This is a genomic window from Roseburia sp. AF22-2LB (assembly GCF_003461125.1).
Classification (GTDB): domain Bacteria; phylum Bacillota; class Clostridia; order Lachnospirales; family Lachnospiraceae; genus Roseburia_C; species Roseburia_C amylophila.
This window is the reverse complement of record NZ_QTWM01000001.1, coordinates 14,489-41,206: the sequence shown is the minus strand read 5'-3', so window position 1 is coordinate 41,206 and position 26,718 is coordinate 14,489. Positions and strand designations below refer to the sequence as shown.

Sequence of the window (26,718 nt, the reverse complement as noted above, 5' to 3'; positions counted from 1 at the left end):
ATACACATATTCAAACAATACTTATCTGCATTTATCCTTATTTCGTAAAGCTGTAATTGTATTTATCCTCTGTCATATCTTTGGCAACTTTCTTCCAGTCATACTCCAATGCAACCGTCCTTGCTGCTTCCACGTTCTTCTCCTGTAAATCACCCGACAGTATAAGTCTTATATTATCTATCACTTCAGATGTTGATTTTCCTGTAAAAACAGCCTCACATTCTGGCAGATTTTCTATCTCTGATGCTACTACATTTTTTCCACAGGCAAGATACTGATACAATTCTATTGGCACAGTTTTTTTATGGCCTCCAAAGATGGGAAGAATTGTCACATCAAACGAACTGATAATCTCAGGTAATTTATCATATTCCGCTTCGATATAAGTAAGATTGTCAAAACCACCAAGCCACGCCGGGTAATCTCCTATAATCGTTCCTGCAAATACAACCTCACAATCAGAAAACTCCTCGCAGATACACTGAACCATTGAAAAATATATCCGGTTATCAATAGTTCCTGCAAAACCGATTCTCTTCTTTTTATTCTCAGCAGTTGTACTTTCCACACAGAACTTTTCGTAATCCACACCACCCATAATATGTGCAATATTCACCTTCGGATTATTTTTCATTTCCTCGAATAATTCAATGTCAACAATCCGGTATGAATTTTTCGCACTCACGCTTCTGAATTCCGGGGGTATTTCTGAAGTAATATAATATACTTTTTCTGCGCTGTTAATTTCATCCAGAAGCTTTTCTTTATCGTCATATTTTTTTCTGCTATCGATAAGATAATACTTACTGCTGTCAACATATTTTGCAATCTGTTCCGCAACGGTTGGCGGCACAGTCTTTGCATCGCTCTGGTATGGGATATACTCATCATTTAGCTTTTTAAAGTTCATAATCTGCTGAAAACAGCGTTCTGCCGAACCATCATCAGTATAATCAAATCTGTTCAGAAGAACATTATTTCTTAAATCAATATATTTATCCGGATTTACAAACGCTTCATCCAATGCACTCAGAAGATTTTTAAAATCATATACCTTCTCACCCGGCATATAAAGAGATATGTTATGAAATACAAATCCTTTTGCATTTTTATATTCTTCAAAATCAGGAAGAAGATATACAACAGGTCGGTTCAGCAAAAGATAATCATATACTATGGAGGAATAATCACTTACCATAACATCAAAGCTATTTAATATTTCATCATATCTGACATCCTTTTTAAACAACATTTCATCCGTCAGCTCGTAACAATGCTCTGACATTTCAAAACTCCTGCCTAAGAATGCTGTCTGTTCAATCGGATGAAGCTTATATACAAGCGCCGCATGATTGCGGGTTAAAAATTCATCCAACGCCTGATTGTCAAAATCATCCAGTCGAAAAATGTTGTCAGAAAAAATCTTTCCGGCATGGCAGCTCATGTTGGAACGATAGGATGGTGCAAAAAAGATGAGATGTTCATATCGCGATATCTTTTCTCCCAACACTTTTTTTAATATCCCTTTTCCATCTGACTTTTTCACGCAGTCCAGGCGGGGCTGCCCTGTAACATAAATTTTTTGTAAGTCAAAGTTTAGCATTGCCGCAAGCTTAAACCGGTCATCCAGGCTGTGTACACACATAAGGTCAACTTTTCCAAAATAATTTTTCAGTTTTATCAGATGACGTGGATTTAAATTATGGTCATAATAATCATGGGCTTTTACGCCACTTCCATGCCACACATTCACAAGCAACTGGTCTTCTCTTTTATTTACGTTAAGAAATGTATACGAATTGGCAATGAGGACATTTGCTTTCTCTATTATTTTATTAGCCTCTACCGTATCATAAACAGCACATCTTATTCCACGTTCTTTCAATATTTCATAATATGCCGGTTTCTTTATAATCCAGGCTGTTTCAAAGTCTGTGTGCTGTTTAACATATTTCCATAACGCATGACAATTACATGCGAAATCCGGCTGTGACATAAATACCATTAACATTTTTAATCCTCCACCCATGCATATAAAACAGTATCTAAATGGTTATTCTGATGGTGTCTTACTGCAAATTTATACTCACTCGAAAACTCATGGATTAATTCATAAATTCTCCAATAATCACTCGGATTGTGATATATGGATATTGCTAATCTTGGTTTATCTTTCTTTATGGTTTTCTCCGCACCCTTTAATGCATCATACTCTGCACCTTCAATATCCATCTTTATCAGGGTAACTTTTTCATCCTCCGGTATAAAACCATCGATTGTTCTTGTTTCAACTTCAATTGTTTTAATCGGTGCTAATTTTTCATTATACTGCACCGTCAAACGGCTGTCCGGTAAATAACCGCTGTCCGGATTTCCAATATCATTAAAAATAATTTTATCCGTTTTATCGGACACTGCATAAGGCGCAACAACCAGTTCTCCCGACCAGCCTTCTTTTTTCAGAGTCTGTCCCATTTCCTTTATCTTTAAAATATTATCTTCAAAGCATTCAAAAGAATATATTTTTTTAACTTTATTGCCAAAAGCCAAGACAAATTTCTCCACACTATCTCCAATATAACCGCCGCAATCAACAATGATTTCATTCCCGCTTACATTCTTATACATATCCTGATAAAGGTATTGCGGGTCTATTCTTGTTTTTAATTTATTATATTCTCCGGTTGCACCGATTATCCTGCGTCTTACCACTTCCCGATATATTTTCTTCGACCGGTCATCATACAGTGCTGCTTCCATTTTTCTGATTTTATCATAGTTATTATAAAGTTCATTGGAAAAAAATCCAAAAAACTTATCCGCAATAACATTGAGATAAAAAATATTAAAAGTATCAACTTCTTTGACTGCATTTGTAACGGAATACACACCACCGGTGCGGGCAGTTACAAGAATTATATGTGTGTCCGGACTAAGTGCATAAAGATGTTCATATGAATAAATCGGCAAGCCTTCATACCGCAAGCCACAACGTTCTGTATCACCATCAATAATACACTCAATGTTGTCAAAAAGAGACATTGCTTTTTTCACATTCTCATTGACCAGTCCTACCAGCACAATCTTTCTATTTTCAGACATTCTGTTAAAATTTTCAATTGTCTGTTTACTGATTCCCTCTATCATTTTCCGCTTCCTCTTTATATTATTCTAACAAACCTGCATCAAAAACATCTGTTTTAAAGAAAAGAAAATCCTTTCCTGCTCCAATTCCTCTATATCTTGAGGTATATCCCAGTTCATATAATTTCATATAAAGTTTTCTTGACTCTTCCTTCTCGAAGTCCATTTCCAAAAGGATTACATCGATATCATACCAGTTAAAGTCAATTGCATTCACAATACGCGCACCCATGCCTTCCACATCAACCGACATAAAATCAATATGTCCGTCCTTAAAATTCTCTTCCAGAATGTCACCAATGTACTTCATTGGAATCTTTATCTCCTGAACTTCCAGCCCTCTGCCTTCATATGTATCAGCCACTTCCTTTACAAAGGTATTATATCCGGCATGCTTGGTCTTATAATAAGTCCATTCTTCCTCACTTCTTACATCAGAGCAGCCACACATAATCGCATTATCTCTCGGACGGTTCCTCTTAATCTCATCCACAAAATCAGGATTTGCTTCTACCAGCACACCATTTGAGCCAGCACGATAAAACATATATGAATTGTTGTAAAGAAGCCATGTATTAGAACCAATATCCAAATATCTTATTTTTGAAATATCTCTTCCAATGCTGTCAAACAAAGTTTTTACTTTCTTATCCATTCCATTCTGCGAAAAATAATCTGCTGAAACATTTAACAGCTTCTCTGCCAATGGTCTTATATGAATAATCTGCTCTCTCTTTAAACCCAATTCCATTAAATTATTTGTAATATTATCGAACCGGTATGGATATATGCAAGAAACCAATACTACTGCATTATCTGGAAATGGTACTACGCTTTCAGCCAGTTCATATTTATGTCCTGAGTACTCATAACCGATAAATCTAAGATCCTGATGAATCAGTGTTATATCAAGTTCATCCTCAAAATTTAAAATACCACCACATATCTGCAGTTCATGACCATAGATATATATTTTTAAATTTTCCGCATTCTGTTTGAAGTTTTCCTTTAAATATTCTCTGAAAATCTCTTTTACTTTGTTTTTTGTATCACTCATATTCTATCCTCGCCTTTCTTTATTTAGCATATCTTTTACTTGTAACATAATTTTATTTCCGGTTGTTCCGTCAATGCTGTCTACTATCTTCGAAAGAAATTCAAACCGTTTCTCCTTATAGCTGGTCAGCAAATCAATATTATCTAAAAACAAATCCAGAAAATTTTCATATCGTTCCGAGAAAAACATACTTCTCTCTGTCTGCTTAAGCAGCATCTCTATCGTAGCCTGCTGGCTGCTGATATTGTCCGGATATTTATATGCCGTTATTAAAATCGGTTTTCCGGTTACTGCATAGATTGGTGCCAGCGAACCACCTGAACCAAAATAGCAGTCCGAAAAATAAATTGCCTCATATGCTTCCGAATTCGTATCGATTACTCCCAAGCCATCCTTCACAAAATCTGACCTGATTTCATAATAGGCATCTCTGATTTCCGGCTTCATGGATTTTAAGGTTGCCTCCGTCAAAGGATGCTCTCTCCATATTACAAACACATCTCCCCGACGCTTAAATATGTCAAATATTCTTCTTAAATTATCAATAAATTTATCTTTATTATTCAATATCAGGCTGATATTGGTATTCATAAATACTTTCTTTTTATTTACAGACACTTCTTTCCAGATATCCGGAACAGGAATTCCGTCTTTGCATATTTCACAGATTTTATCAATCTTTGGTGAACCTACTGCAAATACCTTTTCTAACACCTTTTCATTACCGACTATTTTCGCCTGATTCACATATGCTTCTTTTACTTCTTCATTTTGTACAAAGATGCTGTCCACATTTTCCAGTGCAAAAGTATCGATCAAGTGCGTCTGCGGTTCTTTTGGAAATAAAAAATATGGTATGTATATCAATAAGTTCGTGTAATTTTTTAATATATTAGAATAAAATTTCGGTTCCACGCTTGTAACCAGATTTCCCAGGTCATATGGATTATGTATAAAAATTGCATCCGGCATCCGTTCCGCAAAATTATAATCCTCATAATGTGTTATCGGTACATCAGCAGGGAACAGTTTTCCCTCATAATGGTATTCGCCAAAGGTTCGGTCCGGATTTCTGTCATAATAAGGAATCGGCACCACATATGTATCAAAATCATCATCTTCAAAAGCCCGTTTCCATATACTTTCCAACGAATCCCACATGGACACTTTATATGGCAGAAATACAATTTCCCATTTGCCTTTTATATCATCCCTTACACTATCTTCTATGACATGAAGCTGTGCATTTAAGTTTTCTTTTATCTTCTCATATATTCCATTTGAAATATTTACAGAGGTCGTATAAAGCAATTCACAATACGCTTCTAAATATTTCACCGTGATAAAATTCTCACCTTCTGACTGCTCAATGCTTTCTCCGATATGTATTGCTGCATTCTGACAATCCTCTAAAAGTGCACAAACACTCTGATTATCTTTTTCTTTTATCAGTGCTTCCGCATTGCTGTGTGCTTCATAGAGAGTCTGTATTAATTCAAGTATATTTTCTTTTATATTATTTCTCATATGCCCTGATTCTCTCCTGTGCTTTTGCATAATCTCCGCATTTCCGATAATATTCCAGTGCCTGTCCGATGTCTCCGAGGCACTCCCGGATTACGCCTGCATTGTAATATGCCAGATAAGAATTTGTTCCTGTCATCCGTGCGCTCTTATACTCCGTTGCCTTTAAGAACTCAGCTACTGCTTCTTCGTAACGTTCACTATTCATATAGATGAGTCCCATCAGAAACTTGAAATCCGCACAGTCTCCAAACTCTTCATAAATCCCCTGAAACTGCAATGCCGTTTCAACCCGCCCGGTATTCAAAAGTGCGTATCCATAGCTTTCTACCATGTCAATTACATATTCCAGCTTTGGATTCAAGTCATAGCCCAATGCTTTTTCAAAATACCGGATTGCTTCTTCATAATCCTCTGCCATATAATAGCTTTTTCCAATCTGATACATGAAATAAGTATCATCCGGATGGTTCTCCAACTCTTTTAACAATAACTTCAGATTACGTTCTGCTTTTTTCCTCCGCTCCTCTTCGGTGCCTTCATAACCATCATGCAAGATAACAACCGGAGCAAGGTAAGTTTCATACTCTTCTTTATTTTTCGCTGTAACCTGTTCGTGGATACTGCCCGAATATTCATATTGCTGTCTGGAGAATATCCGGTTAATCCGTTCTATGTATTCTGTTTCCTGCTCTCCTACGGAAACGCGGTTAATTCTTTTGATTCGCCCTACCATAGAAGGATGCTGCTTTAACAGTTTTTCCAGCTCGCCTGTATCTATTTCCTGTAAATATTCATCACTGTCTATCATCATAACAATGTCATTGGACGCCTGAGTCAATGCATAATTCCGTGCTGCGGAGAAATCATTGCACCAGCTGAAATAACATACTTTATCTGCATATTTTTTCGCCATGACAACCGTATCATCCGTAGAACCGGTATCTACTACAATAATTTCAAAGCCATACCCCATCAGTTGTTTCAGGCACTTTTTCAATTTTTCTGATTCATTTTTCGTGATGATACATACAGAAATTTTTCTCATGCTATAAGTCCTCAAGTATTACTTTCATCCGTTCTTCAAATCGAAAATCTTCTTTTACCCTCTGTAATCCTCTATCCGCAATTTCTTTCCGTTCTTCTTCATGCTGCAAATAGTAATTTACCAGATAATAAAGCTCTTCTATATCTCCATAAGTGATGATTTCTTCACCCAGCCGGAAGTACTCTGCCAACTCTTCCTGGAAGTTTGAAATCACAAATCCGCCACTGGCAAGAATGTCAAGTACACGCAGCGGAATTCCTGTCCGGATTGTTTTCAGCGAAATATTAAGATTCACTTTAGAGCATTTAAATACTTTTGGCATCTGGGTATAATAATCGATATAATTCTTCTTTCTTATCTTTGGTATGGCTACATTCTGTTCTCCGGAATAGAGCGCTACATCAAAATGATTGGAAAGAAGCGTTAATATTTCCTGCCGCTCTCTTCGTGTAATCTCACTGGCCAGCAGAAATTCAATTTCACGATGATTTACCGTAATCTCTCCATTCCACTGCTTCTGATAAACTGCATTCATTCTCTCTATCAAATCATCCGTTATAAAATCCGGCAGGAAATAGCCGCCATATACTTTTTTCTGAGCCGCAATCACACCTTCCAAATATCCTCTGTCATACTCTTTCAAAGGTGCCATATACTGTGGATAGACAGTCTGATATAATTTTCCTACCAGTGAAATCTCTGCTCCATATTCCTTTTTATCTGCTTCTGTAACTGTAATCGGATAAAATGTTTCCACGTCTGCTGCCAGCGGTAAATATCCGGCATCAATTCCCTGTCTTCGATATTCTTCTGCCTGTCCCCTGTCAAAAAAATATACCTTCGTATAAGAATTCTTCAACGCCTTTGTATTACGGATATGAATCGGAGAATCATAGACCCACGCACGATAAGGCAGTTTATGATTCTGGCATACGTCTGATATAATTGGATTAAAATTAATAGAAAATACTACGTCATAATCCTGTTGCTGAATCTTTTTTTCCAGCTGTTCTGCAAATCTGTCATCTTTTTCCCAGTCATTCATCTGATAAAAGAATGTATCATATGCAACACCCAGTCTGTGTAATGCACGTTCGATTCCTTTTCCCATAAAAGAATGCCATTGCCAGAATAATATTTCCATCGTTCTCTCCTGCTTTGCAACGAAAAACACTGATACCTTTCGATATCAGTAGTTTTTTAATTCATTTTAACTTTGGCTGCTTCTTCCAGTTTTTCAAAAAATGGTATCATTTCCTTCTCAAAGGCTTCTGCAAGCTTCGCATCATCTTTTTCCTGATATATTTTGCTGAAATTTACAAACAGATTATTTGCCGCCTGCTTATCAATAAGCTGCTCTGTTTCATTGAGATAGTCCATTGTTCCATTTAAGACCTGAATTTCCCAGTTCATACCTTTGATAATGCTCAAAAGATATTCATCGGTATCCGGCTGACGATTTCCATGTAATTCTTCCATTACATTTCTCATAGATTTTAATAATTTCGGGCTGTACTCCGTCAATACTTTTAACGCTTCTTTTTCTTCTCTTCTATTATCTTCCATGATATTTTCACCCTGGCACATCCTGTGCCGCCTTTCTATAGAATGTATATCGGTTCATTCCTTCATTTTCACAAGAGTATTTTCACTTTTCACTGCATTTTCTTTCCTGGGCATCTATTTCATCAATAAATGCAAGAAGCTTTTTTGCGCTCTGCTCCCAGGTATAATTTTCCTTTGCTTTCCTATAAGCATTCTCTGCAATCATCTGCAGGTTATCTCTTCCTGCCCCTTTCAGATAATCCGCAAGCAGTTCCGGAATCTTATAAAGTTCATTCAACCGGTACATGAGAATATCTTTCCCATCTGTAAACTGCTCTTTCAGATAAGTGCTTTCATCGGTAAGCACCACGCTATGCTGTAACATGCTGTTTGCAATCCGCTCCGTAAATCCATCCTTATGCCAGGCCATCACATTAAAAGATATAAGGCTTTTTTCCATGACTTCAAGGCTTTCTCTCATATCCACCGCTTCATGAATACGAAGATATGGTGAATCCCCAAACGGGCTCTTCTTCCAACTGTCCCCAAATACTTCCAGTGTAATGCCTGCTTCTAAAATTACCTTTACTGCTTTTTCCCGGTAATAGGACATGATGCAATAAATCATTGGCTTGACACCATCTAATACTTCTAAAAATTCTTCATCCGATAGTACAATTCCATCTTTTCGTAAGGATTCTTCCAATGCTTTCTCCGCAGTCTCTTCCGGGTGCTGTTTCATCTGAAACAGAAAATGGGCTGCTATCTTTTTAATGATTCCCTGGCTATTTCTGATCAGTGGCAGATAACTCCGATAGTCCGTATAGGTGCCAATAAAGGATATCTGATATTCCTTTTTATCCTGCACCCCCCTCAAATTCCGCTCTGCTTCCTGTTTTCCATTCTCTCCTGCTGACTTCTCACAACCTCCCGGAAAGATAATGGAACTTCCTGCAATTCTCGGATAATACTTTTCTATAAATGCCGCATAATTTCTGTCATGGGTTGCACTATAGCAATGCTCCGGCATTCTGATATAATGATTCTTCATCCAGATTGGATGGTCAAACTGGAAATTTATTTTTGGTCCCTTTATCAAGTCATGTAAATAAATGCCTGCCTTCGGAAGATAAATATCAAAAAGATAACTCTGAAAGCCAATTACCGCCTGATATGTTTTTCCTGCATAAGCTGCCAGAGCAGCTTCGCCGCTCTGCTTCACATCAAAATATTCTACCTCTTCTCCAAGCCTCTGTAACGCTTCTCCCAGCTGCTCTGCAAATGTATTTAAAATGTTATAGCAGATTGGTTCTCCCTTATAGATTAAAATTGTCCCTTTTGCTTCTCTTGTTCTATGCTCCATGTTATCTCCCGTCCGGATGCTGTACCTGCTTTTCCTGCCTTATCGTATAAGTTTCCACAAATTCACATAACCTTCGATAGTTTTCTTTTTCATCTACTGCAAGAATTTCCTCTGCTTTTCTGCGGCATGCTTCCTTCTTCTTCTCCATGAATCCTTTATCTTCACAATATTGATGTACCAGATTTACCATCGACTCAATAGAATCACAGGTGAATACCTTGCCCACATTTACCTGCACATCGCAGTTGTCCAGTGTCACTACCGGAATTTCCTGTAAAATTGCATACATGGCTCCGGTACCGCCGCCCTGTCTTGGCGGGTTCAAAAACAAATCTCCTATGGTCATGGTTTTCTGTAATTCTTCGGTATATCCAAGGAAATAAAAACGCTCCCGATATGCTTCTGCTATCCTTTTTTCCAGTGCCTCGCAATTTCCAATAACCGCCAGTACTGCTTTTGGATTTTCCTCTAGCATCGTATAAATCGTCTTAAGGAAATCCTCTGTTACTTCCTGCACCAGCCGGTTTCCCACCAGTAAAATTACGAACTTGTCTTCTGGGATGCCATAATTTTCTTTCTTCTCTTTTTCCACAACCACTGTATTTCCCACAATGGAATGTTTTACTTCCACAAACTGCTGGTACGGTTTCAGCCAGCTCTGATATCGTCTTTCTTCCGCCATGGTATAATCCGAAGCCAGTACGATAATCGGTGCATTGGTTACCGGAATTGTCTTAACACACCTTCTGGTCAATACGGTGGTAAACTGCCGGCATAAATCTGCCAATATTGTTTTATCACCGATTTCAAGCACCCACTCAGGTGCTTCCTGCCATATCATTTCCGCCGCATCATAAAGCTGTTCCGGATAATTTTCCTGTGTAAAAAGCAGATTATAACCCTTCAGTTCCTCTCCTTCTATCTCGCCCTGAAATGCTCCGGCTGTATTCATAAAATTATTCCACAGACACTGCTTATACCACAACGGTGCTGTATTCCGATTTGGCATATAGGCGACATATAATACCACTTCGTAACCCAGTTCCTTTAAATAACGGTTCATCTGCAATGTTATTTCCGTCGGTGCATGCTGTCTTCCGATAAACTGTTTTGTTATCAGAACAATTTTTTTATTCCGTTTTTCCCACGGCAGATAGGAAAATTCCTTTTTATTCCGCTGTCTGATTTCATCCATCAATGCAGTATAAGCGTCACTGTTTCTCTTATATTCTGCCTCGTCATCCTTTATCATTTCACTGGCAAAAATTGTCCGCTGCAACTGATTCATTAATTCCACTTTCTGCCATAAATTCAAAGAGTCATCTGCCGTTAATTCTCCCATATAAGGAATGATTTTTTCATCCCGAAGAACCGCCAGCAGGGATGACCAGATGTAAATCTGCAATGTTATTGGAAACTTTGCCAATGACTGTTCTATTACGCGCAGCATATTCTGCTGCATCGCTGCATCAAATTTCTGGTAGCTTTCCTTTAACTCCCGCAGCGTTCCTTCTTCATATTCCCCTGTTGCATCCAGCTGCCCCAGTCCTCTTTGTAAAATCATAAAAAACTGTTCCATATATTTTCTTTTCGTCCTGCGACGATTTCTCCTTATTCTAACCTTGTTTCTTTCTTTCGATTTCGTTACAATAGTTATAGTTATTATACTCTATATCCAAGGAAGAGGAAAGTTTATCATGAAAATACTATTCTACCGTTATGGAAGCATTTGCGAACCGGATATTATCGAAGCCATGAAGCATTTAGGGCATGAAGTATTCTGTATTAATCTTGAAATTACCGATAAAAATATTCCCACACAGACAGTCATCAAGCATGTTTCTGATACACTGTTATCATCTTCCTTCGACTGCATTTTCTCGATAAACTTTTATCCTGTTTTATCGGAAATCTGTAATATCATGAAGCTTCCTTATATCTGCTGGACGGTAGACAGTCCTGTCATGGAATTATATTCGGATTCCTATTCGAATGAGTGGAACCGTATTTTTCTCTTTGATTCCATGCAATATCAGGACTTTGCGCCATATAACCCGGCTCATACCTTTTTCCTGCCGCTGGCAACCAATGTAAACCGTTGGAATTCCGTTCTTACTGATGTCAATCCCGATTCCTACAAAAGTGATATTTCCTTTGTAGGCTCGCTTTATACAGAGAAATGTCCTTATGATTCCATCCAGAATCCTTCCCCTTATCTCGAAGGTTATCTGAATGGAATTATGGATGCACAGGAACAGATTTACGGTGCGTTTCTTTTAAATGAATTGCTGCCGGATTCTATTGTCAAAGAATTTATTGACTGTATGCCGGATTATTATATTCCGCCGGAAAAAGCCAGACGGGTTGACCGGGATATCATTGCACAGCAGTACCTTGGCATGAAGGTAACTGCCAATGAGCGGAAGCACCTATTGTCCCTTCTTGGCTCCCATTTTTCAGTAGACTTATACACCGGAAGTGATGCAGACGCTCTTCCTGTCCACAATCGTGGACGGGTTAAGACTTTAACAGAAATGCCTCAGGTCTTTGCCCACAGCAAAATTAATCTGAACATGACCTGCAAATCCATCCGGAATGGTATTCCCCTTCGTGTCTTTGATGTTCTTGGATGCGGTGGCTTCTTACTGACAAATTATCAGAATGATTTAAGTGAATGTTTTACCATTGGAGAAGATTTAGACATCTTTACCAGTCCTGATGACCTTCTGTCTAAATGCGAATACTATCTTTCCCATGAAAAAGAACGGAAAGAAATTGCTGCAAACGGCTATCAAAAAGTATTAAATCATTATACTTATGAGAAGCAGCTTCAGAAAATGTTATCATCTGCGATTTCTCTTTAATGAAAGGAACTCTATGAAAATATTATTTCTTGATTCACCGGCTTTTGCCAAAAAAGATATGTTAGAAGCATTTCATAACTGTAACATTGAAACGGATTTATTTATGCACGAGGATTATAATGTCCGCAAAAGTGCTGCCTATGATGCGGCTTTTGATGCCGCTGTAGAAAATACTTCCTACGACTTTGTATTTTCCTTTAACTATTATCCGATTCTTGCCACCTGCACTCATCGGCATAATCTCCGTTATGTTTCCTATGTTTATGACAGTCCGCTGGTGGCTTTGTATTCCTTTACGATTACTTATCCCACCAATTATATTTTTCTTTTCGATTATCCGATTTACGAAGAGTTAAAGCAGGGGGGCATTGACCGGGTATTCTATCTGCCGCTTGCTGCAAATGCAAAAAGACTTTCCACCATGCAGGCAGCAGATTCTATCCTTGATAAAATCTCTTCCGAGATTTCTTTTGTCGGTTCTCTTTATAACGAAGACCACCTGCTTTATGACCGCTTATATCAGAAGCTTCCTGCCTTTACGAAGGGATACCTCGATGCAATTATTGCCGCCCAGCAGCAGGTATATGGTGAATTCCTAATTCCCGGTTTATTAAATGATACCATCTTAAGTGATATGCAAAAATCCGTTCCATATGCGCCAAATGAAGACGGCATCGAAACACCGCGCTATATTTATGCCAACTATTTCCTTGCCAGGAAACTGGCAGAATTAGACCGCACTGCAATCCTAAAAAAGCTTTCCGCAGTGCATCAGGTGAAGCTTTATACCAACAATCCTACTCCGCAGCTTCCCAAAGTAGAAAATATGGGAGCCATTGACTATTATGAAATTATGCCTCTGGTTTTCCAACATTCAAAGATTAATCTTAACATTACATTGCGCAGTATCCAAAAGGGCATTCCTCTGCGGGCATTCGATATTATGGGAAGCGGTGGTTTCCTGCTGACCAATTATCAGGAAGATTTTCTGAATTACTTTGTTCCGGGAGAAGATTTCATTTATTATTCTTCCTATGAGGAAGCAGAAACTTATGCCGACTATTATCTTTCCCACGAAAAAGAACGTCAGCAGATTGCTGCCAACGCCCTTGGTAAAATTTTAGATGCCCACACCTTTGAGCACCGGATTCAAACCATGTTATCTGTTATAGACGGTCAATAAATTTTTCATGTAAATCTGCTATGAGTCGATCTACCGCAGATTCATAGCCTTTGTACCAGGCTTTTGCACGATTGCATAAGTCTGGTATTGTTAAATCTGCAGATAATACATCATCCCCAATGGAAAATTCTATTTCACTGTTATAATATAGTAACAAATCCTGCACCGGTTCCTTCTGGATTTCTTCATTAAGATTTCCAAATTCTGTCAGCAGCTTCTTCTGCTCCTCTATATTTCCATCTTTGGATGCCTGTTCTAACTGCTCTGCAACTTCCCTTGCTTTCTTAATATTTTCCTTTACTTCTTCCAGACGCTTCGGCTCTTCCTTTATCTCATCGATAATATCCTGCCGTTCTTCTTCTGTAAATGCCAGTGGTACTTCCTGCAATAATTTTTCGAAATCAATTTCTTTCGTGCAGGAATCAATGACTTCTTTTAATGTCATCACTTTTGCGCCTTCTATTTTTGCACCGCCCTCTGTTGCATTGATTACCGTAATATCCTCCGGCAATTTTAAAATTTCATTTTCAATCCATTTCCGGTACATATCCATCTGATAGTCTGTATCCAGCATGGTTCCATCATTGCCCTTTACCTGCACAATGACACGTTTCTTCTGATGCTGCTCATTCTCTTTTTCATCCATTTTCAGACCGCTGTTATAGCTCTGTCCTCCGGTAAAAGCAAGGTCCTGACCGATAAATACAATTTTCTTAAAACCCAGTGCCTTTACCAGCGAAAATGCGCTGGTAGAAATAGAACCTCCGGTTAAAATATCATCCAAGACATAGCCTTTTCTTTCTATTACAGCCTTTGCAAACATATTACACGGAAATTCATCATAGAAATGTTTGCCGGTATGTCTCTTTACGATTTCTTCTCTGGATATTGCCTCAAATACAAACGGAAATGTGCTGATATCAATTCCTTCAAAAAAGCGGTCTGCAACTCTTGCGTCTACCGTCATTCCCAAATCTGGTGTAATTCCGGCATTTACTACTGCCCGGAGTGCTGCATCCACCACAAGAATCAATGCTTTTCCTTTCGCCCGCTTCAGTTCCTGCACATTTTTATTTAAGGATGGTCCTGCCGCTACAATAATTGCCGGTACATCGCTCAAGTCCTCCTCCGCAAGACATTCTTTCAGATAATGGGTATCTGTCTGCCAGAGATAATCATACATATTACTGAGAGCATGTGCCGCAAACTCATCCCGGAAATTATAGATGGTATTCCGATATGTTTTCGTCTTATTCATGAAATATATCATAGTCTCTAACATATGTTTACATTCCTTCGGATAAATGGAATCATAATTCGGAAGAATACCAAGACGCAGCATCCGGATATTGTTGAAGCTGATACCGGATTCTAAATAATCCTGCAGCATGTTCTCTGACTCTACAATCAAATACACATTTTTCTTCTTTAAAAGTTCAGTATAATCAAAGGTCTCTAATGTTTTTTGGAAAATAGCAACGGATGGTTCATATACAATAAGTGTCATGGTCTCATCCAGCGTCTGCGCCAATGCTTCTATACTTCTTCCGTCTCCAAATCCCAAAAGAAAGAACACACTGTAGGAGCCTTCTTTTTCAAACTGGCTGACATACTGCATGGATGCTTCCTTTGGATTATATTTACTATTTAACCGGTATTCCAATCCGCCCTTTGTCACAATCGGATAAAGCATTTCATCTTCCGCTGCTTCATAGCGTATCTCTACTGATTGCTCCGGCTGTGCCGTTTCCAGATATTCATGAAGTCTTACATGGTGTTCCCGGATTGCCTGCATATTCTTTTCGTATATCGTCATATTATATCTCCCATCCCATATATCTGCCATATTCATAGTTCAGGCAATCTGCCAGTTCCATGATCTGATGATTCTGATATGCATGAATCAAATGTTCCAATATAGTAACTGCCTGTTCCTGTATTGCTACGTCGGTTTCACCTTTTTCTGTATAATATGTAATTTGTTCTAACAGGCTATCCTTTATCTCCTGAATATGTGCACCAATCCATGGATAAGTTTCCTCCTGCTGGTTCTGATACAGCTTCCGGATTACTGCTTTCATTTTCTCTTGTAATTGACTATACTTTCCTGCTTCCACTTTAGAGTACCTCGTCTTATCTCTTTTCTTCTATTCTACATGATACTAATCTTTTCGTCACTAAGAAAATAATTATCACTACCCGTGTAACAAAGAATGTGCCTTAGCACATTCTCGCGCCTGCGCCATCTAGCTTATACGCCGCAGTGCGCATCCTCGCAGAGCGTTTTTTTACTTTACAGGAAAGCAATTTCCTGTAAAGTAAAAAATAAAGCCGACCCTTTCGGGTCAGCTTTACTTTTATGGTTGAGTACTTATGATTACTGAAGTAAGGATAATACACCCTGAGTAGACTGATTAGCCTGTGCTAACATAGACTGACCTGCCTGAGCAAGGATGTTATTCTTGCTGTATGTAACCATTTCAGAAGCCATATCTGTATCACGGATACGGGATTCTGCTGACTGAGTATTCTCAGATGTGGTATCCAGGTTGGCAATTGTATGCTCCAGACGGTTCTGGATAGCACCCATTGCTGAACGCTGTTTAGAAACAACTTCGATTGCATCCTGAACTGATTTCATGTAAGAACCAGCTTTTGTAAATGTACTTACACTTAAAGCAGCCTTAAGACCAATCTTTGATGCGCACATATTAGCAATTGAGAAGTCGATAGACTGTCCGGAAAGGGCACCTACCTGTAATTTCATCTTGTTTGTTGTTCCAGAGAAAGTACCATCTAACAGGTTCATTGTGTTGAACTGTGTGGTAGACTGGATACGGTCGATTTCAGATGTTAACTGATCCAACTCAGCTTTGATAGCACTTCTATCAACAGTTGTGTTAGTTCCGTTAGCTGCCTGTGTAGCAAGTTCGTTCATACGCTGTAAGATAGAATGTGTTTCATTTAATGCACCCTCAGCGGTCTGTACTAAAGATACACCATCCTGTGCGTTTGAAGAAGCTTTGTTAAGACCACGGATCTGGCTTCTCATTTTCTCAGAAATGGAAAGTCCTGCTGCGTCATCTGCTGCACGGTTGATTTTGTAACCAGAAGATAATTTCTCAGTTGATTTTGCCTGTGCGCTTGTTGTGATACCTAACTGTCTGTTTGTGTTTGCTGCCTGTAAATTGTGCTGTACTACCATAATTAATTCCTCCTTGAATTTAACGTCGCTTCCTTGCGACTACTTGTTTTTTGTTGCAGATATCTTATCGGCCGTACGCTCCTCAAATCCATCTGCTAAGTAACAATATCTTGTTTACTTGTTATATATATCGGACGGTCGTCTCGATACTTTATAGTAAATGGAAATTTTTTTTAAATTTTTCCAGTCTACTTCTTATCATCCAGAAATGTGGAACCCGGAGTTCCCATTTTCATCATATTTCTGTAATAGGAATTCACCGCCTGTCTGGATTTCTTTACTTCCTTAATCTGTTTCTTCACGGAAGTAAATTTCTGCTGCATCAATACCTGATTGCGTTTTTCCTGGCTCTGGATTGCAGTGCTCTTGTCCATGATTGCGGTAATATCCCGCTTCATCTGAGCAATGTCTTCCGAATATGCCCCACGGTTCTCTGTCAAATCAGCTCGGACCCGGTCATAAATCTGGCTGAATCCGTCATCTAACTTTGATAACTGCTCCACCAGTTCTGCCTTACGGTTCAGATTTTCTTCCAGTTCATCCGGATCTAAATCCGGATTTTCCAGCATATCTTTCTGCAATACATTTAATGCCATAATTGTATCCAGCAGTTCTATTTTTTTCGTAAGGCTCTGTTTTAAGATTTCAATATAGCTGTTATTTGCTGTGTGCAAGCTTCATTACCTCTTTCCAAGTATCACGCATGGTGCGAAGGTGTGCCAGTACTTCCTCTAAGATTTCTTTATCTTTTTTCATGTTTGCTTCAACCAGGCGTTCCTGTAAGTACCTATACACATTTTCAAAGTCCTTTGCAACCGGATACTTATGATTTAAGGTTGCCTGAAACTCTTCTATGATATTTTCTACTTTTACAATATTTGTATGGGCTTTCTGGATATTATTCTCCTCAATTCCCATGATTGCAATATTACAGAATTTGATGGCGCCTTCATAAAGCATCAGTGTCAATTCTGCCGGAGAAGCAGTCATAATCTTACTGTTCTGATATGCTGCATATCCATTGTTCATTGTCATCGTGTTACCTCCATGTATTTTCACATTATCACAGGTCTATGCCTGTGACTGACATTTATCGGCTCTTATGAACCTAAGAGACCTGACAGTGAGGATGTAGACTGCTGTAATTTTGCCAGTGCAGTTTCCATTGCTGCAAATTTCTTATAATAAGAATCTTCCATCGAAGTAATCTTATCTTCCCACTTCTTAATGGTGGTAGTATAATTGCTATACTCTTTTGCCATCTGCTTATCATTATAAACAGTCATTGCACTGCTCAGAGAATTAGAACGCATCTTGGTATCAATTTCATTGTATACACCAGTAACAAGCTGCTGCATGAATGCCGTAACTGTATCCGGGTCTTCCTCTATCATCTGTTTGAGCTTATTGGTCTTAGAGGAAACTGCAGAATCATCTGCATCACCGTCAATATGATAAGCATTTTCCTCATTCTCATCTGCATTGAGATATCCCAGGGTTGAAATACCAAAGCTGGAAAGGCTGTAACTCTTACCATTTACAGTATATCCCTTATACATCGCATTGGTCATGGAATTCAAAAGAGTTCCTAATGTATCATCACGACGAAGCAATGCACTCTTTACCTTCTTCTCCCATTCCTCTACTTCAGAATCTGTCATGGCATCTTTTTCTTCCGTTGTCAACGGCTCATATCCTTTGGCAGAATCTGCGTTATAAAGAGAAGTCATCTCATTAATCAGGGAATTATATTCTTTTAAGAAATCTTTTATTTTCTTGTATACACCGTCTACGTCATTCTTTACCGTCACATTAATCTCACTGCCCTCTGTTGAAGCCAGCGCCTCAATCTTCAGTCCGTTAATACTGAAGGAGTTAGAGGATGACGTATATTTTGCATTATTTACATAAATCTCTGCATCCTGGCCATCTACGCGGGTTGCATCCGTATTGTACTGTGTCTTGTCAGCTGCATTGGCAAGCTGTTCTACCGCATAGGAAATACGTGCCTCCAATGCCGCCTGATCTTCCCCGTTATCTAACAGGGCATATTTTTCAAGAACAGCCTTATTGTCACTGATAATCTGATTCTGGGCAGTAATACTGTCCTGCTCTTTCGTAATCTTATCATTGTATGCATTGGTAAGTTCTTCTATGGATGCATATTCTGAATCTGCTGCCCCCTTATAAGCATGCTGTACACTGGTAATGAAATCATTCATATCCGCTTTTTCATCAGCTGTCAGGGTGTCATCAGCTGCCTGGGCATCATACTTGTCTACTGCTGCCTTTGCCGCCGCAAATTCTGCAATGGTAACCTGTTTTACATCTTCTCCGGCCTTTTCATCCTTCTTCTCAACAAGACCTGCTTTGGCTGCAAGGGCATTCAGGCGGTCTGTACCGGTTGCTTTTTTATCATCTGCGACTGTATCGTCTGCTACAATCAGCTTTCCTTCTGAATCTCTTTTAAAGTTTCCATCATCATCCAATTCATATGTTTTCGATGAATCAGCTTTGGACATAGCTGCCAGTTCATCCAAATCACGGATTTCTCCTGCATTATCAAGTCCCTTATATGCATTCATCATCGTCTCATAGGAAGATGCATAATTTACCTTTGTTGTATAACCGGAAATCTTAGAGCGTGACTGTGTAATGCTGTTATTGGCTGCTGAGATTGCATCCTTGGAATTCTGCAGATCCGCAAGAATCTGTGCTATATCCTGTCCATCATACGCTGCCCATGACTTATAATTCTCTGTATTGCTCTTGGAAGCTACCCTCAAGCCCAGTGCCTTTAATGCTGTACTTCCATTGGCATCTACTCCTGACAGACTGAAATCATTGGCTGCTCCCGTGCCGGATGCTGCCACATAAATTCTCTGGTTAGTAGCATCATAAGAAGCCTTTACTCCTGCCTTATTTAATTTAGATACAAAATTGCTTACGGTTGTATCTGCTGTCACTTCAATAGTGCTGGTCTTTCCGGCAGATGTCACTTCAATCTTTCCACCGGCAAAGCTGTCATCACCCAATAACTCGCTAAGCTTGGTTGCTCTGGTTGTAGAAGCTGCTAACTGGCCGCCGGTAAGATAACCGGACTTTGCCACCTGATTAATCTTTAAGCTGTAGCTTCCGTTTACAGCAGTACCCTCTGCACTGACACTTGCCTTAGTAGTATCCGACACCGACGCCATCTTGGTCTTATACGCAGAACTATACTTTAAGCTTGTCATGTTACTGTAAAGACTCTTTACCTTTTTATTTAATGTCTTCCATGCATCCTGCTTCCAGGAAAGCTTGGTCTGTGCTTTTACATATGTATTTTTCTTTACATTATATGCAGATACGAGCTGTGTAACAATCGACTCGGTATCCATTCCTGACGCTAATCCTGATACTCGAATTGCCATCTTAAGTACCTCCTATCTCTTCTCGTCTACCATCAGCCCTGCCATCTCCCAGAGCTTCTGTATCATGTCAAGTGTCTTCTCCGGCGGATATTCTTTAATCACTTTCTTGCTCTCTTTGTCCACAATCTTAATAGTGACACGATTGGTTCCTTCGTGGATACCAAAGATTGCTTCTGTATGAGCCTGGCTGCGATTGATGCTCTCCACCGCCTTCTTAACCTGTTCCGAGGAAGAGGCAGTTGCTTTTTCTTCTTCTGCTGGATTCTGACCCTGTGCTGCTGCATTTTCTAATACACTGGCATTTTCCTGCTGTATTTCATCTGCACTTGTCTGTAATCCTTCTGTTGTTACTGTGGAACTTTCTCTTATTGTTCCCTGAACCGGAGAACTTCCCTGATACACCGATCCACTGTTTCTAATTGATTCAATTGACATTGCTTACACCTCCATGTGCTTCTTGTCATTTCCGTTTACCATTGTTCTAACTCTTATATCGGTAGAACCCGTAAATTTATTTAGCGGTTACAGTAAATTTTTCAAAGCTTCTAACCCATCGGCTTTAAGAGAAGCTTCATTTTCCTTCTGAATCTGTAAATATACTTCTTTCCGGTATACCGGCACATTTTTCGGTGCAGAGATGCCGATTTTAATCTGGTCTCCTCTGATTTCCAGTACTGTTATCTCAATATTGTTATTGACAACAAGGGATTCTCCTTTTTTTCTTGTTAATGCCAGCATCTTATTCACCTGCCTTCTTCTTTGCTTCTTCTAAGATTTCATAAATTCTGTATCTTACCGGCAGGTCATCCTCTACGATAATCTGACTCGCTTTTCTTGTGTCTGTATTAATTACAATCGGTGCTTTTAAGTTCACTGCAAGTTCTTTGATATTTTGCGGCACGGTAACTGTTACCAGTACATAAAGGTTATCCTCTTTTATGGTTCCAAGGTTCTTTAACAATTCATCTTCCACACTTGGATTATATGTTTCACAAACGAACAGTGGATCCATTACCGGAAATGCTATCTCCGGCTCGTCCATGGACTGTAACCAGGATATGGACGGTCTGTCTTCTTTTTCTTCATCGAAGATTAAGGTAAACTTCTTCATATCCGGAAATCCAATGATTCCGTCCTCAAATGTTATGATTTTGCTTTCGTCTATTTCTATTTCCCCAAACAATCTTGTTGCTGCTTTCATGCCAGTTTCTCCTTTCTTACAGATAATCCAGTAAAGTCTGTCTTTCTAATTTAGCGGCCGCCTGTAAAGATGCCTGATATGCAGTATAGGAAGAAGTATAGTCAATGATAATCTCTGATAAATCCTTATCCTCATTGTCTGATTTTAACGCTTCTACTGTCTGCTGTTGATTAGACATGCGGTTCTTTGTAATATCAAGCTGCTGTCCCTTGCTTCCCACATCCGTGATTGCAAGGTTTACATCTGACATATAGCCTTCGAATTTCGTCAGTCCCCTGTTAAATACTGTCTGCAGCTGATGGTCTGCATAATCTGCCTGTTTCTGGGCAGCAGCCAGACAGCTTTCCAAATATTCCTGGTCGTCCTTTGAAGAATACTGGCTTAAGCCTTTCATTTCCTTAATGTTGTCCACTACACTATGTGCGTCAATAGCCGACTGCACAATGGAAGTAAGATTATCTAAATCTCTTGCAATATCAGAGTTAAACACTGTGCTTGCCTGTGTATTTACCACCAGAGTCTGATTCGATGCAATGGTATATTCAATATCCTGCCGGACTCTCTTTCCGTTTTCAAAATTAGTATATTGGATTGGATTAGCCGCATCTGTATTATTGGTACAGTCAAAATAATTCTCCGGTCTTAATTCTCCTTTGGAAAATCCGGTCTTATCATAATTCACAGAAACCGTTGCTCCTAATGATTTCAGATTGGATGCAAGTGTTTTTCCCATCAGAAATTCACCGGTGTCTTTATTAAATACGATGTCATTATCTGCTATTGCATAAGAAGACGCTTCCAGATCACTAGTGGTAACAGTGGTAACATTCAGCTCCTTCATGGTCATCTGTCCGGTTGCTTTGTCTGTATAACTGTAACTGATTTTTCCACCAGTAATATCGGTAATATTGTCATAGGAAAGGCGCAATCTGTGCAGTGTAGTATTCTCCGGTGTACCCGGTGCTGTCTTTGCAGCTACGTCTGCAGCTGTCGGCGTCTTAACATTTCCATAAGAATAATTATATTCTTCTATTTTATCTGCCGATAAATACTCGCTGATATTATAAGTCTCTTTGCTGTCTGACTGGAATGTTAAGGTTGAATTCGTCTTATAACCGGTAAATACTGTTCTTCCCGCATAATCTGCATCACCTTCAGAATAAATCTGGTCACTCAAGGACTGTAACTGCTTTAAAATAGTCTTGCGGTTTTCTTCCGTCAGTGTTCCATTGGCTCCTGCATCACACTGGGTGTGAATGGTAGTCAGCAGCTTTTTCATGTTAGTAAGAGAGGTTTCGGTAACATCTAACCACGCCTCTGCATCCGGAATATTTTTTTCATAATACTGATTAATCTGGCTTAAACTGCTGCGCAGCCGAAGTGCACGGATAGCAATAACCGGGTCATCGGATGGCTTGCTGATTTTCTTCTGTGAAGTCATCTGATTATTCAATGTATTCACATTGGTCTTGTTTCCATTGATATTTATTTTGGTATTGCTCATGATCATGTTATTGGTTACTCTCATTCTAACAAACCTCCTTATACTCCGGTCTCTAAGATTAATCTGTCATACATCTCTGCCATAACAGAAACCATTTTGGATGCCAGATTATATGCATTCTGGAATTTTACCAGGTCCAGTGCTTCTTCATCTTCATCTACACCGGATACAGACTGTCTCTGCATATCGATAGTCGACTCTATATTGGAATAATTTTTGCTGAAAAGCTCCGCTTCTTCTGTATCTACAGAAATATCCGAAAGCAAACACTGTAAGAAATCATCCGCCCCCGTTCCACGATATAGCTTGGTATCACTCTCTAATTTCTTCAGGCTATCCAGCAATGTATATTTATCCACACCATCGGTGTACTCTGACCTGGTTACTGCTGCAAATCTTCCCGGGTCTGTTATGGACTCTGAATTTACAGCAAAGTTTAATGCTGTCAGCTGATAATAGGTATTGGAGCCGGAGGATATCTGTGTATCTGTAAAATCATATTCTCCGCCTAAAGCTTTCTTTCCCACAAAAAAACTTCCCATTTCTTTTCCATTTAAATCCACTGCAGGATCATTTGCATCTCCCCGCTCAATATCATTAAATGCCTTGGTAAAGCTTCTTAAAAACTGGTTCATCTGGGACATATAGTATGGAATTCCCATGGCATCCACACTCTTTCCAATGCTGACACTTTCTCCTAAGAACTTGCTTCTCTGGGATGCATTTAACTCCTGTTTTAATGTAAAAGTATAACTTCCATCTGCATTCATGGTAAAATCGGAATAAAGATAATCATTGTTTAATACGGTTATGATTCCCTGTTCTGCAATGGATAATTTCTCTACATCCGTCATAGATGGATTCTTTACGGTAATCTGTGTTACAGTTCTTCCATCTACCACAGTATTCTGGATACTTCCGGCTTCTGTTCCTATTTTACCGGTAAAGTTTTCTGCATTATTTCCATCCCGCATTTCAAACAAAGCTCTTAAGCTTCCACCCATGGATGCACTGGCTGCATTGAATTTTACTCCGGTATCTGACCAGGTCAGGTCGTACAATCCATCAATATCAGTCTGGTTAATCTTCTGCTCTCTCGCTTCATAAGAGAGGGTACGGTAATCGTATCCGTCCACCATGGTCTGTCCATTAATTTTCACGGTGTATTTATTAATTCCAAGATCCATATCCGGATAGTTACTGTTGGTAATCGGCACTTCTGATATTTCAACCGGAACAATTGCGGAAAGTTCATCCACCAAAAGTGCTCTCTTATCTCTCAGCTCATTGGCATGTCCACCATTAATTTCCACCTGATTAATCTGCTTATTAATCAATGCAATTTTCTCCGCAATGGAGTTTACATTATCTACAGTAGACTTAATCTCATTGTTTAAGGTTCCCTGTAATTCCTGAAGGTTCGTAGCAACTCCGTTAAAATAGGTGGCAAGACTCTGGGCACTTCCGATAAACTGCTTTCTTACATTCTCATCAAAGTTCGTATGCTGTGTGGTATCCAGATTATTAAACATGGTTTTTAATAATGTGGAAAAACCCTTTTCCGTATCATCATCTGTAAAATATGTCTGAATCTGTTCCATATAGTAAAGACGTTTCTGATACAATCCAAGGTTTCCATTATTATTCCAGTATTTCGTGTCATAATAGCTGTCCCGGAGCTGTGTGACAGAAACCGCATTTACTCCGGTTCCGGTAGTTCCGTATTTTGCATTGACACGCATTCCTTCACCGGCTTCTTTATTCGTCACCTGTTTACTGTAACCCTTGGTCTGTACATTAGATACGTTATTGGCAGCAGTATTTACAGATGCCTGAAATGCATTTAATGCAGATGCTGCTATATTTAATCCAAAAAATTGTGACGGCATATTCCCACCTCTTCTATATTACAATCCGTTAATTAATGTCTCTATCATGTCACTTACCACATTCATAAAACGGCTGGCTGCATTGTAAGCATTCTGGAACTGAATCATACTGGTCAGTTCCTCGTCAGAAGAAACTCCGATTACCTGCTGACGCTTATTATCAACGGTATTTACCGTGTTATTCAGTGTCTCTGACATGGTATTGTAAACAGAACCTGCTGTTCCTGTTTCACCAATCATCTGTGCATAATATTCCATAAAGGTACATTTACTGGTAGCATTCGGATTCAAAGAAATCTCACTCTTCTTCCACATCTCTGTAAATGCGGTACCAAGCTGCTGCGCTACCTGTTTATTATTACTATCCTGTGTCAGATGTGGGATGTAAGATGGCTGGCTGATAATTTCATCATTTACCTTAAGGCTGGACAAGGTATACATTTTAGAAATATCTGTTGCACTTTCCTCATTGTATACATAGTATGTCCTGGTATTTCCAGCCGCATCCGTTACATTCACCTCTGTATAGCGATCCGTTCCTACCCTGGAAAATAGCTCCTGTGGTGGAAGCTTTCCATCACTTCCTACTGCGCAGTTATCTGTATCTAAAACTTTCATCCCCTGTGTAATGTTAAACGCATTTCCATCTGCTGTTGTTCCGGTTAAATCTGTGCCAGCATATTCTACATTCGGACAGAAGATATCATTGATTGCTGTAACCAGTTTATGTACCAGCTGGTCTAATTCTGCTTCTGTAGAAAGCATTACAGACATTCCTGCACCATCATTATATTCCTGACGGGATTTTCCTTCTATATCACGGTAATCTGCCACATAATTTCCACGCTGCATTACCAGTGCCTTCAATTCTCCGATGTCAGTGTTATAAGCAGACGAAATATCTACATTAAAGTTAAATACATCGGCTGTCTGTCCACGATTCGTATCTGACATCTGCGGCCAGTATGGTGTAATATAACCGGTCTCATCATCTACGCTTTTTCCCATCTCATATACCTGGGCACGATTTACGAAATCAACACCTTCTATTGAAACAAATACAGTTCCATCGTATTTCTCATCATAGTCGATATGAACCAGACCTGCCAGTTCGTCCAGTGCGTTATCCCGCTGGTCCCTTAATTCCATTGCAGTCTCGACTCCACCAGCCTCGATTTTTACAATGTTCTCATTTAAATCATAGATTTTCTTTCCCAGTTCATTGATCCGGTCAATGTCCTTGGAAATTTTTGTATTTAAATTATTCTGATAGTTCTGTAAACTTGTGTAAACGGCTTTCGCCCGGCTGATAAACAGACTCGATTTCTGCATTACAAGGTTCTGGTTTACAGAATCAGAAGGATCTTTGGAGAACTCTTCAAATGCAGTATATAAAGATGAGATACTATCCTGGAATGCTTCTCCCTCCAGCTCCTGAAAATAAGTATAGATTTCATTTGTTGCAGAGTAGCATGCGGAATAAAAAGACTGTCTTCCAGTCTCTGTCCGATATGATTTATCTAAAAATATATCTCTTGAATGAATGACATCTGCAATACTTACACCAAGTCCGGACTGCTGATTACTGATTGCTGCATTTTTATCAAATGTATTGTAATGGCGGTCCGCCTGAATGACCTGCTGGCGCACATATCCGGTTGTGTCAACATTCGCAAGGTTATTTGCTGTCGTATTCAAGGCATTCTGGCTTGTCCGAAGTCCAGAAGAACCAATATATAAACTTCCCATTCCATTTGCCATGGTACTTTTCCTCCTGC

The 26,718-nt window shown here is 39.2% G+C and carries 23 protein-coding genes; 2 read left to right on the top strand and 21 right to left on the bottom strand.

Annotated elements, in window-relative coordinates; translation table 11 throughout:
• Window positions 1-37 precede the first annotated feature (37 nt).
• From DWX96_RS00190 to DWX96_RS00150, 9 genes are all read right to left on the bottom strand, one after another.
• Window positions 38-2,011, bottom strand: coding sequence for a CDP-glycerol glycerophosphotransferase family protein (locus DWX96_RS00190; RefSeq protein WP_118056681.1), 1,974 nt, complete (start codon window positions 2,009-2,011; stop codon window positions 38-40).
• Window positions 2,012-2,013: 2 nt separating this feature from the next.
• Entirely contained in the window at window positions 2,014-3,147 is a 1,134-nt protein-coding gene (locus DWX96_RS00185) for an FkbM family methyltransferase (RefSeq protein WP_117697303.1), read from the bottom strand.
• Between the two features lie 19 nt (window positions 3,148-3,166).
• The gene (locus DWX96_RS00180) at window positions 3,167-4,201 is read right to left on the bottom strand and encodes an FkbM family methyltransferase (protein ID WP_117697305.1); all 1,035 of its coding nucleotides are present in this window, start codon (window positions 4,199-4,201) and stop codon (window positions 3,167-3,169) included.
• A 3-nt stretch (window positions 4,202-4,204) separates the two neighbouring features.
• A complete protein-coding gene (locus DWX96_RS00175) occupies window positions 4,205-5,728 on the bottom strand; it encodes a hypothetical protein (protein ID WP_117697307.1) in 1,524 nt (507 codons plus the stop codon).
• Window positions 5,718-6,773: a glycosyltransferase gene (locus DWX96_RS00170; protein ID WP_117946030.1), complete on the bottom strand. Its 1,056-nt coding sequence runs from the start codon at window positions 6,771-6,773 to the stop codon at window positions 5,718-5,720. The genes DWX96_RS00175 and DWX96_RS00170 overlap by 11 nt, the downstream gene beginning before the upstream one ends.
• Before the next feature lies 1 nt (window position 6,774).
• Entirely contained in the window at window positions 6,775-7,917 is a 1,143-nt protein-coding gene (locus tag DWX96_RS00165) for a CgeB family protein (protein WP_117697311.1), read from the bottom strand.
• Window positions 7,918-7,973: 56 nt separating this feature from the next.
• Window positions 7,974-8,360 (bottom strand): molecular chaperone, encoded by a 387-nt coding sequence (locus tag DWX96_RS00160; protein ID WP_242988670.1) that lies wholly within the window; start codon window positions 8,358-8,360, stop codon window positions 7,974-7,976.
• A gap of 61 nt (window positions 8,361-8,421) precedes the next feature.
• Window positions 8,422-9,681 carry a glycosyltransferase family protein gene (locus tag DWX96_RS00155; protein ID WP_117697313.1) on the bottom strand — a complete coding sequence of 420 codons (1,260 nt, stop codon included), beginning with the start codon at window positions 9,679-9,681 and terminating at the stop codon, window positions 8,422-8,424.
• A 1-nt stretch (window position 9,682) separates the two neighbouring features.
• Window positions 9,683-11,245, bottom strand: a complete 1,563-nt coding sequence (locus DWX96_RS00150) for a glycosyltransferase (protein WP_158551967.1) — start codon at window positions 11,243-11,245, stop codon at window positions 9,683-9,685.
• 133 nt (window positions 11,246-11,378) lie between these two features.
• Here DWX96_RS00150 and DWX96_RS00145 point away from each other — a divergent pair, with 133 nt between their 5' ends.
• Both DWX96_RS00145 and DWX96_RS00140 read left to right on the top strand, forming a co-directional pair.
• On the top strand, window positions 11,379-12,545 hold the full coding sequence (locus tag DWX96_RS00145; RefSeq protein ID WP_118056682.1) for a CgeB family protein: 1,167 nt from the start codon (window positions 11,379-11,381) through the stop codon (window positions 12,543-12,545).
• Window positions 12,546-12,558: 13 nt separating this feature from the next.
• The gene (locus DWX96_RS00140; RefSeq protein WP_117697317.1) at window positions 12,559-13,728 is read left to right on the top strand and encodes a CgeB family protein; all 1,170 of its coding nucleotides are present in this window, start codon (window positions 12,559-12,561) and stop codon (window positions 13,726-13,728) included.
• Here the strand turns inward: DWX96_RS00140 and DWX96_RS00135 are convergent.
• From DWX96_RS00135 to flgK (DWX96_RS00080), 12 genes are all read right to left on the bottom strand, one after another.
• The gene (locus DWX96_RS00135; RefSeq protein ID WP_158561810.1) at window positions 13,712-15,544 is read right to left on the bottom strand and encodes a motility associated factor glycosyltransferase family protein; all 1,833 of its coding nucleotides are present in this window, start codon (window positions 15,542-15,544) and stop codon (window positions 13,712-13,714) included. The genes DWX96_RS00140 and DWX96_RS00135 overlap by 17 nt on opposite strands.
• A 1-nt stretch (window position 15,545) precedes the next feature.
• Window positions 15,546-15,845 carry a hypothetical protein gene (locus DWX96_RS00130; protein ID WP_118173128.1) on the bottom strand — a complete coding sequence of 100 codons (300 nt, stop codon included), beginning with the start codon at window positions 15,843-15,845 and terminating at the stop codon, window positions 15,546-15,548.
• A gap of 260 nt (window positions 15,846-16,105) precedes the next feature.
• Entirely contained in the window at window positions 16,106-16,933 is an 828-nt protein-coding gene (locus DWX96_RS00125) for a flagellin N-terminal helical domain-containing protein (protein ID WP_117697322.1), read from the bottom strand.
• Window positions 16,934-17,121: 188 nt separating this feature from the next.
• A complete protein-coding gene (gene flgN, locus DWX96_RS00120) occupies window positions 17,122-17,607 on the bottom strand; it encodes a flagellar export chaperone FlgN (RefSeq protein ID WP_118056684.1) in 486 nt (161 codons plus the stop codon).
• Window positions 17,591-17,968: a flagellar export chaperone FliS gene (gene fliS / locus DWX96_RS00115; protein ID WP_117697324.1), complete on the bottom strand. Its 378-nt coding sequence runs from the start codon at window positions 17,966-17,968 to the stop codon at window positions 17,591-17,593. Before fliS ends, flgN begins: the two co-directional genes overlap by 17 nt.
• A 65-nt stretch (window positions 17,969-18,033) precedes the next feature.
• Window positions 18,034-20,346 (bottom strand): flagellar filament capping protein FliD, encoded by a 2,313-nt coding sequence (gene fliD / locus DWX96_RS00110; protein ID WP_118056685.1) that lies wholly within the window; start codon window positions 20,344-20,346, stop codon window positions 18,034-18,036.
• Window positions 20,347-20,358: 12 nt separating this feature from the next.
• A complete protein-coding gene (locus DWX96_RS00105) occupies window positions 20,359-20,781 on the bottom strand; it encodes a flagellar protein FlaG (RefSeq protein WP_118056686.1) in 423 nt (140 codons plus the stop codon).
• An 87-nt stretch (window positions 20,782-20,868) separates the two neighbouring features.
• On the bottom strand, window positions 20,869-21,084 hold the full coding sequence (gene csrA / locus DWX96_RS00100) for a carbon storage regulator CsrA (protein WP_022242364.1): 216 nt from the start codon (window positions 21,082-21,084) through the stop codon (window positions 20,869-20,871).
• A 1-nt stretch (window position 21,085) separates the two neighbouring features.
• Entirely contained in the window at window positions 21,086-21,547 is a 462-nt protein-coding gene (gene fliW, locus DWX96_RS00095) for a flagellar assembly protein FliW (RefSeq protein WP_118056687.1), read from the bottom strand.
• A 16-nt stretch (window positions 21,548-21,563) separates the two neighbouring features.
• The gene (locus tag DWX96_RS00090) at window positions 21,564-23,075 is read right to left on the bottom strand and encodes a flagellin N-terminal helical domain-containing protein (RefSeq protein ID WP_118056688.1); all 1,512 of its coding nucleotides are present in this window, start codon (window positions 23,073-23,075) and stop codon (window positions 21,564-21,566) included.
• Window positions 23,076-23,089: 14 nt separating this feature from the next.
• On the bottom strand, window positions 23,090-24,940 hold the full coding sequence (flgK, locus tag DWX96_RS00085; protein ID WP_118056689.1) for a flagellar hook-associated protein FlgK: 1,851 nt from the start codon (window positions 24,938-24,940) through the stop codon (window positions 23,090-23,092).
• Window positions 24,941-24,958: 18 nt separating this feature from the next.
• On the bottom strand, window positions 24,959-26,701 hold the full coding sequence (gene flgK, locus DWX96_RS00080; protein ID WP_118056690.1) for a flagellar hook-associated protein FlgK: 1,743 nt from the start codon (window positions 26,699-26,701) through the stop codon (window positions 24,959-24,961).
• Window positions 26,702-26,718 lie beyond the last annotated feature (17 nt).

What these genes read in the sequence shown, in the direction of transcription:
- DWX96_RS00190 (WP_118056681.1), bottom strand. Translation starts at nt 2,011, where the DNA reads ATGTTAATGGTATTTATGTCACAGCCGGATTTCGCATGTAATTGTCAT.
- DWX96_RS00185 (WP_117697303.1), bottom strand. Translation starts at nt 3,147, where the DNA reads ATGATAGAGGGAATCAGTAAACAGACAATTGAAAATTTTAACAGAATG.
- DWX96_RS00180 (WP_117697305.1), bottom strand. Translation starts at nt 4,201, where the DNA reads ATGAGTGATACAAAAAACAAAGTAAAAGAGATTTTCAGAGAATATTTA.
- DWX96_RS00175 (WP_117697307.1), bottom strand. Translation starts at nt 5,728, where the DNA reads ATGAGAAATAATATAAAAGAAAATATACTTGAATTAATACAGACTCTC.
- DWX96_RS00170 (WP_117946030.1), bottom strand. Translation starts at nt 6,773, where the DNA reads ATGAGAAAAATTTCTGTATGTATCATCACGAAAAATGAATCAGAAAAA.
- DWX96_RS00165 (WP_117697311.1), bottom strand. Translation starts at nt 7,917, where the DNA reads ATGGAAATATTATTCTGGCAATGGCATTCTTTTATGGGAAAAGGAATC.
- DWX96_RS00160 (WP_242988670.1), bottom strand. Translation starts at nt 8,360, where the DNA reads ATGTGCCAGGGTGAAAATATCATGGAAGATAATAGAAGAGAAGAAAAA.
- DWX96_RS00155 (WP_117697313.1), bottom strand. Translation starts at nt 9,681, where the DNA reads ATGGAGCATAGAACAAGAGAAGCAAAAGGGACAATTTTAATCTATAAG.
- DWX96_RS00150 (WP_158551967.1), bottom strand. Translation starts at nt 11,245, where the DNA reads ATGATTTTACAAAGAGGACTGGGGCAGCTGGATGCAACAGGGGAATAT.
- DWX96_RS00145 (WP_118056682.1), top strand. Translation starts at nt 11,379, where the DNA reads ATGAAAATACTATTCTACCGTTATGGAAGCATTTGCGAACCGGATATT.
- DWX96_RS00140 (WP_117697317.1), top strand. Translation starts at nt 12,559, where the DNA reads ATGAAAATATTATTTCTTGATTCACCGGCTTTTGCCAAAAAAGATATG.
- DWX96_RS00135 (WP_158561810.1), bottom strand. Translation starts at nt 15,544, where the DNA reads ATGACGATATACGAAAAGAATATGCAGGCAATCCGGGAACACCATGTA.
- DWX96_RS00125 (WP_117697322.1), bottom strand. Translation starts at nt 16,933, where the DNA reads ATGGTAGTACAGCACAATTTACAGGCAGCAAACACAAACAGACAGTTA.
- fliS (WP_117697324.1), bottom strand. Translation starts at nt 17,968, where the DNA reads ATGACAATGAACAATGGATATGCAGCATATCAGAACAGTAAGATTATG.
- fliD (WP_118056685.1), bottom strand. Translation starts at nt 20,346, where the DNA reads ATGGCAATTCGAGTATCAGGATTAGCGTCAGGAATGGATACCGAGTCG.
- DWX96_RS00105 (WP_118056686.1), bottom strand. Translation starts at nt 20,781, where the DNA reads ATGTCAATTGAATCAATTAGAAACAGTGGATCGGTGTATCAGGGAAGT.
- csrA (WP_022242364.1), bottom strand. Translation starts at nt 21,084, where the DNA reads ATGCTGGCATTAACAAGAAAAAAAGGAGAATCCCTTGTTGTCAATAAC.
- fliW (WP_118056687.1), bottom strand. Translation starts at nt 21,547, where the DNA reads ATGAAAGCAGCAACAAGATTGTTTGGGGAAATAGAAATAGACGAAAGC.
- DWX96_RS00090 (WP_118056688.1), bottom strand. Translation starts at nt 23,075, where the DNA reads ATGAGAGTAACCAATAACATGATCATGAGCAATACCAAAATAAATATC.
- flgK (WP_118056689.1), bottom strand. Translation starts at nt 24,940, where the DNA reads ATGCCGTCACAATTTTTTGGATTAAATATAGCAGCATCTGCATTAAAT.
- flgK (WP_118056690.1), bottom strand. Translation starts at nt 26,701, where the DNA reads ATGGCAAATGGAATGGGAAGTTTATATATTGGTTCTTCTGGACTTCGG.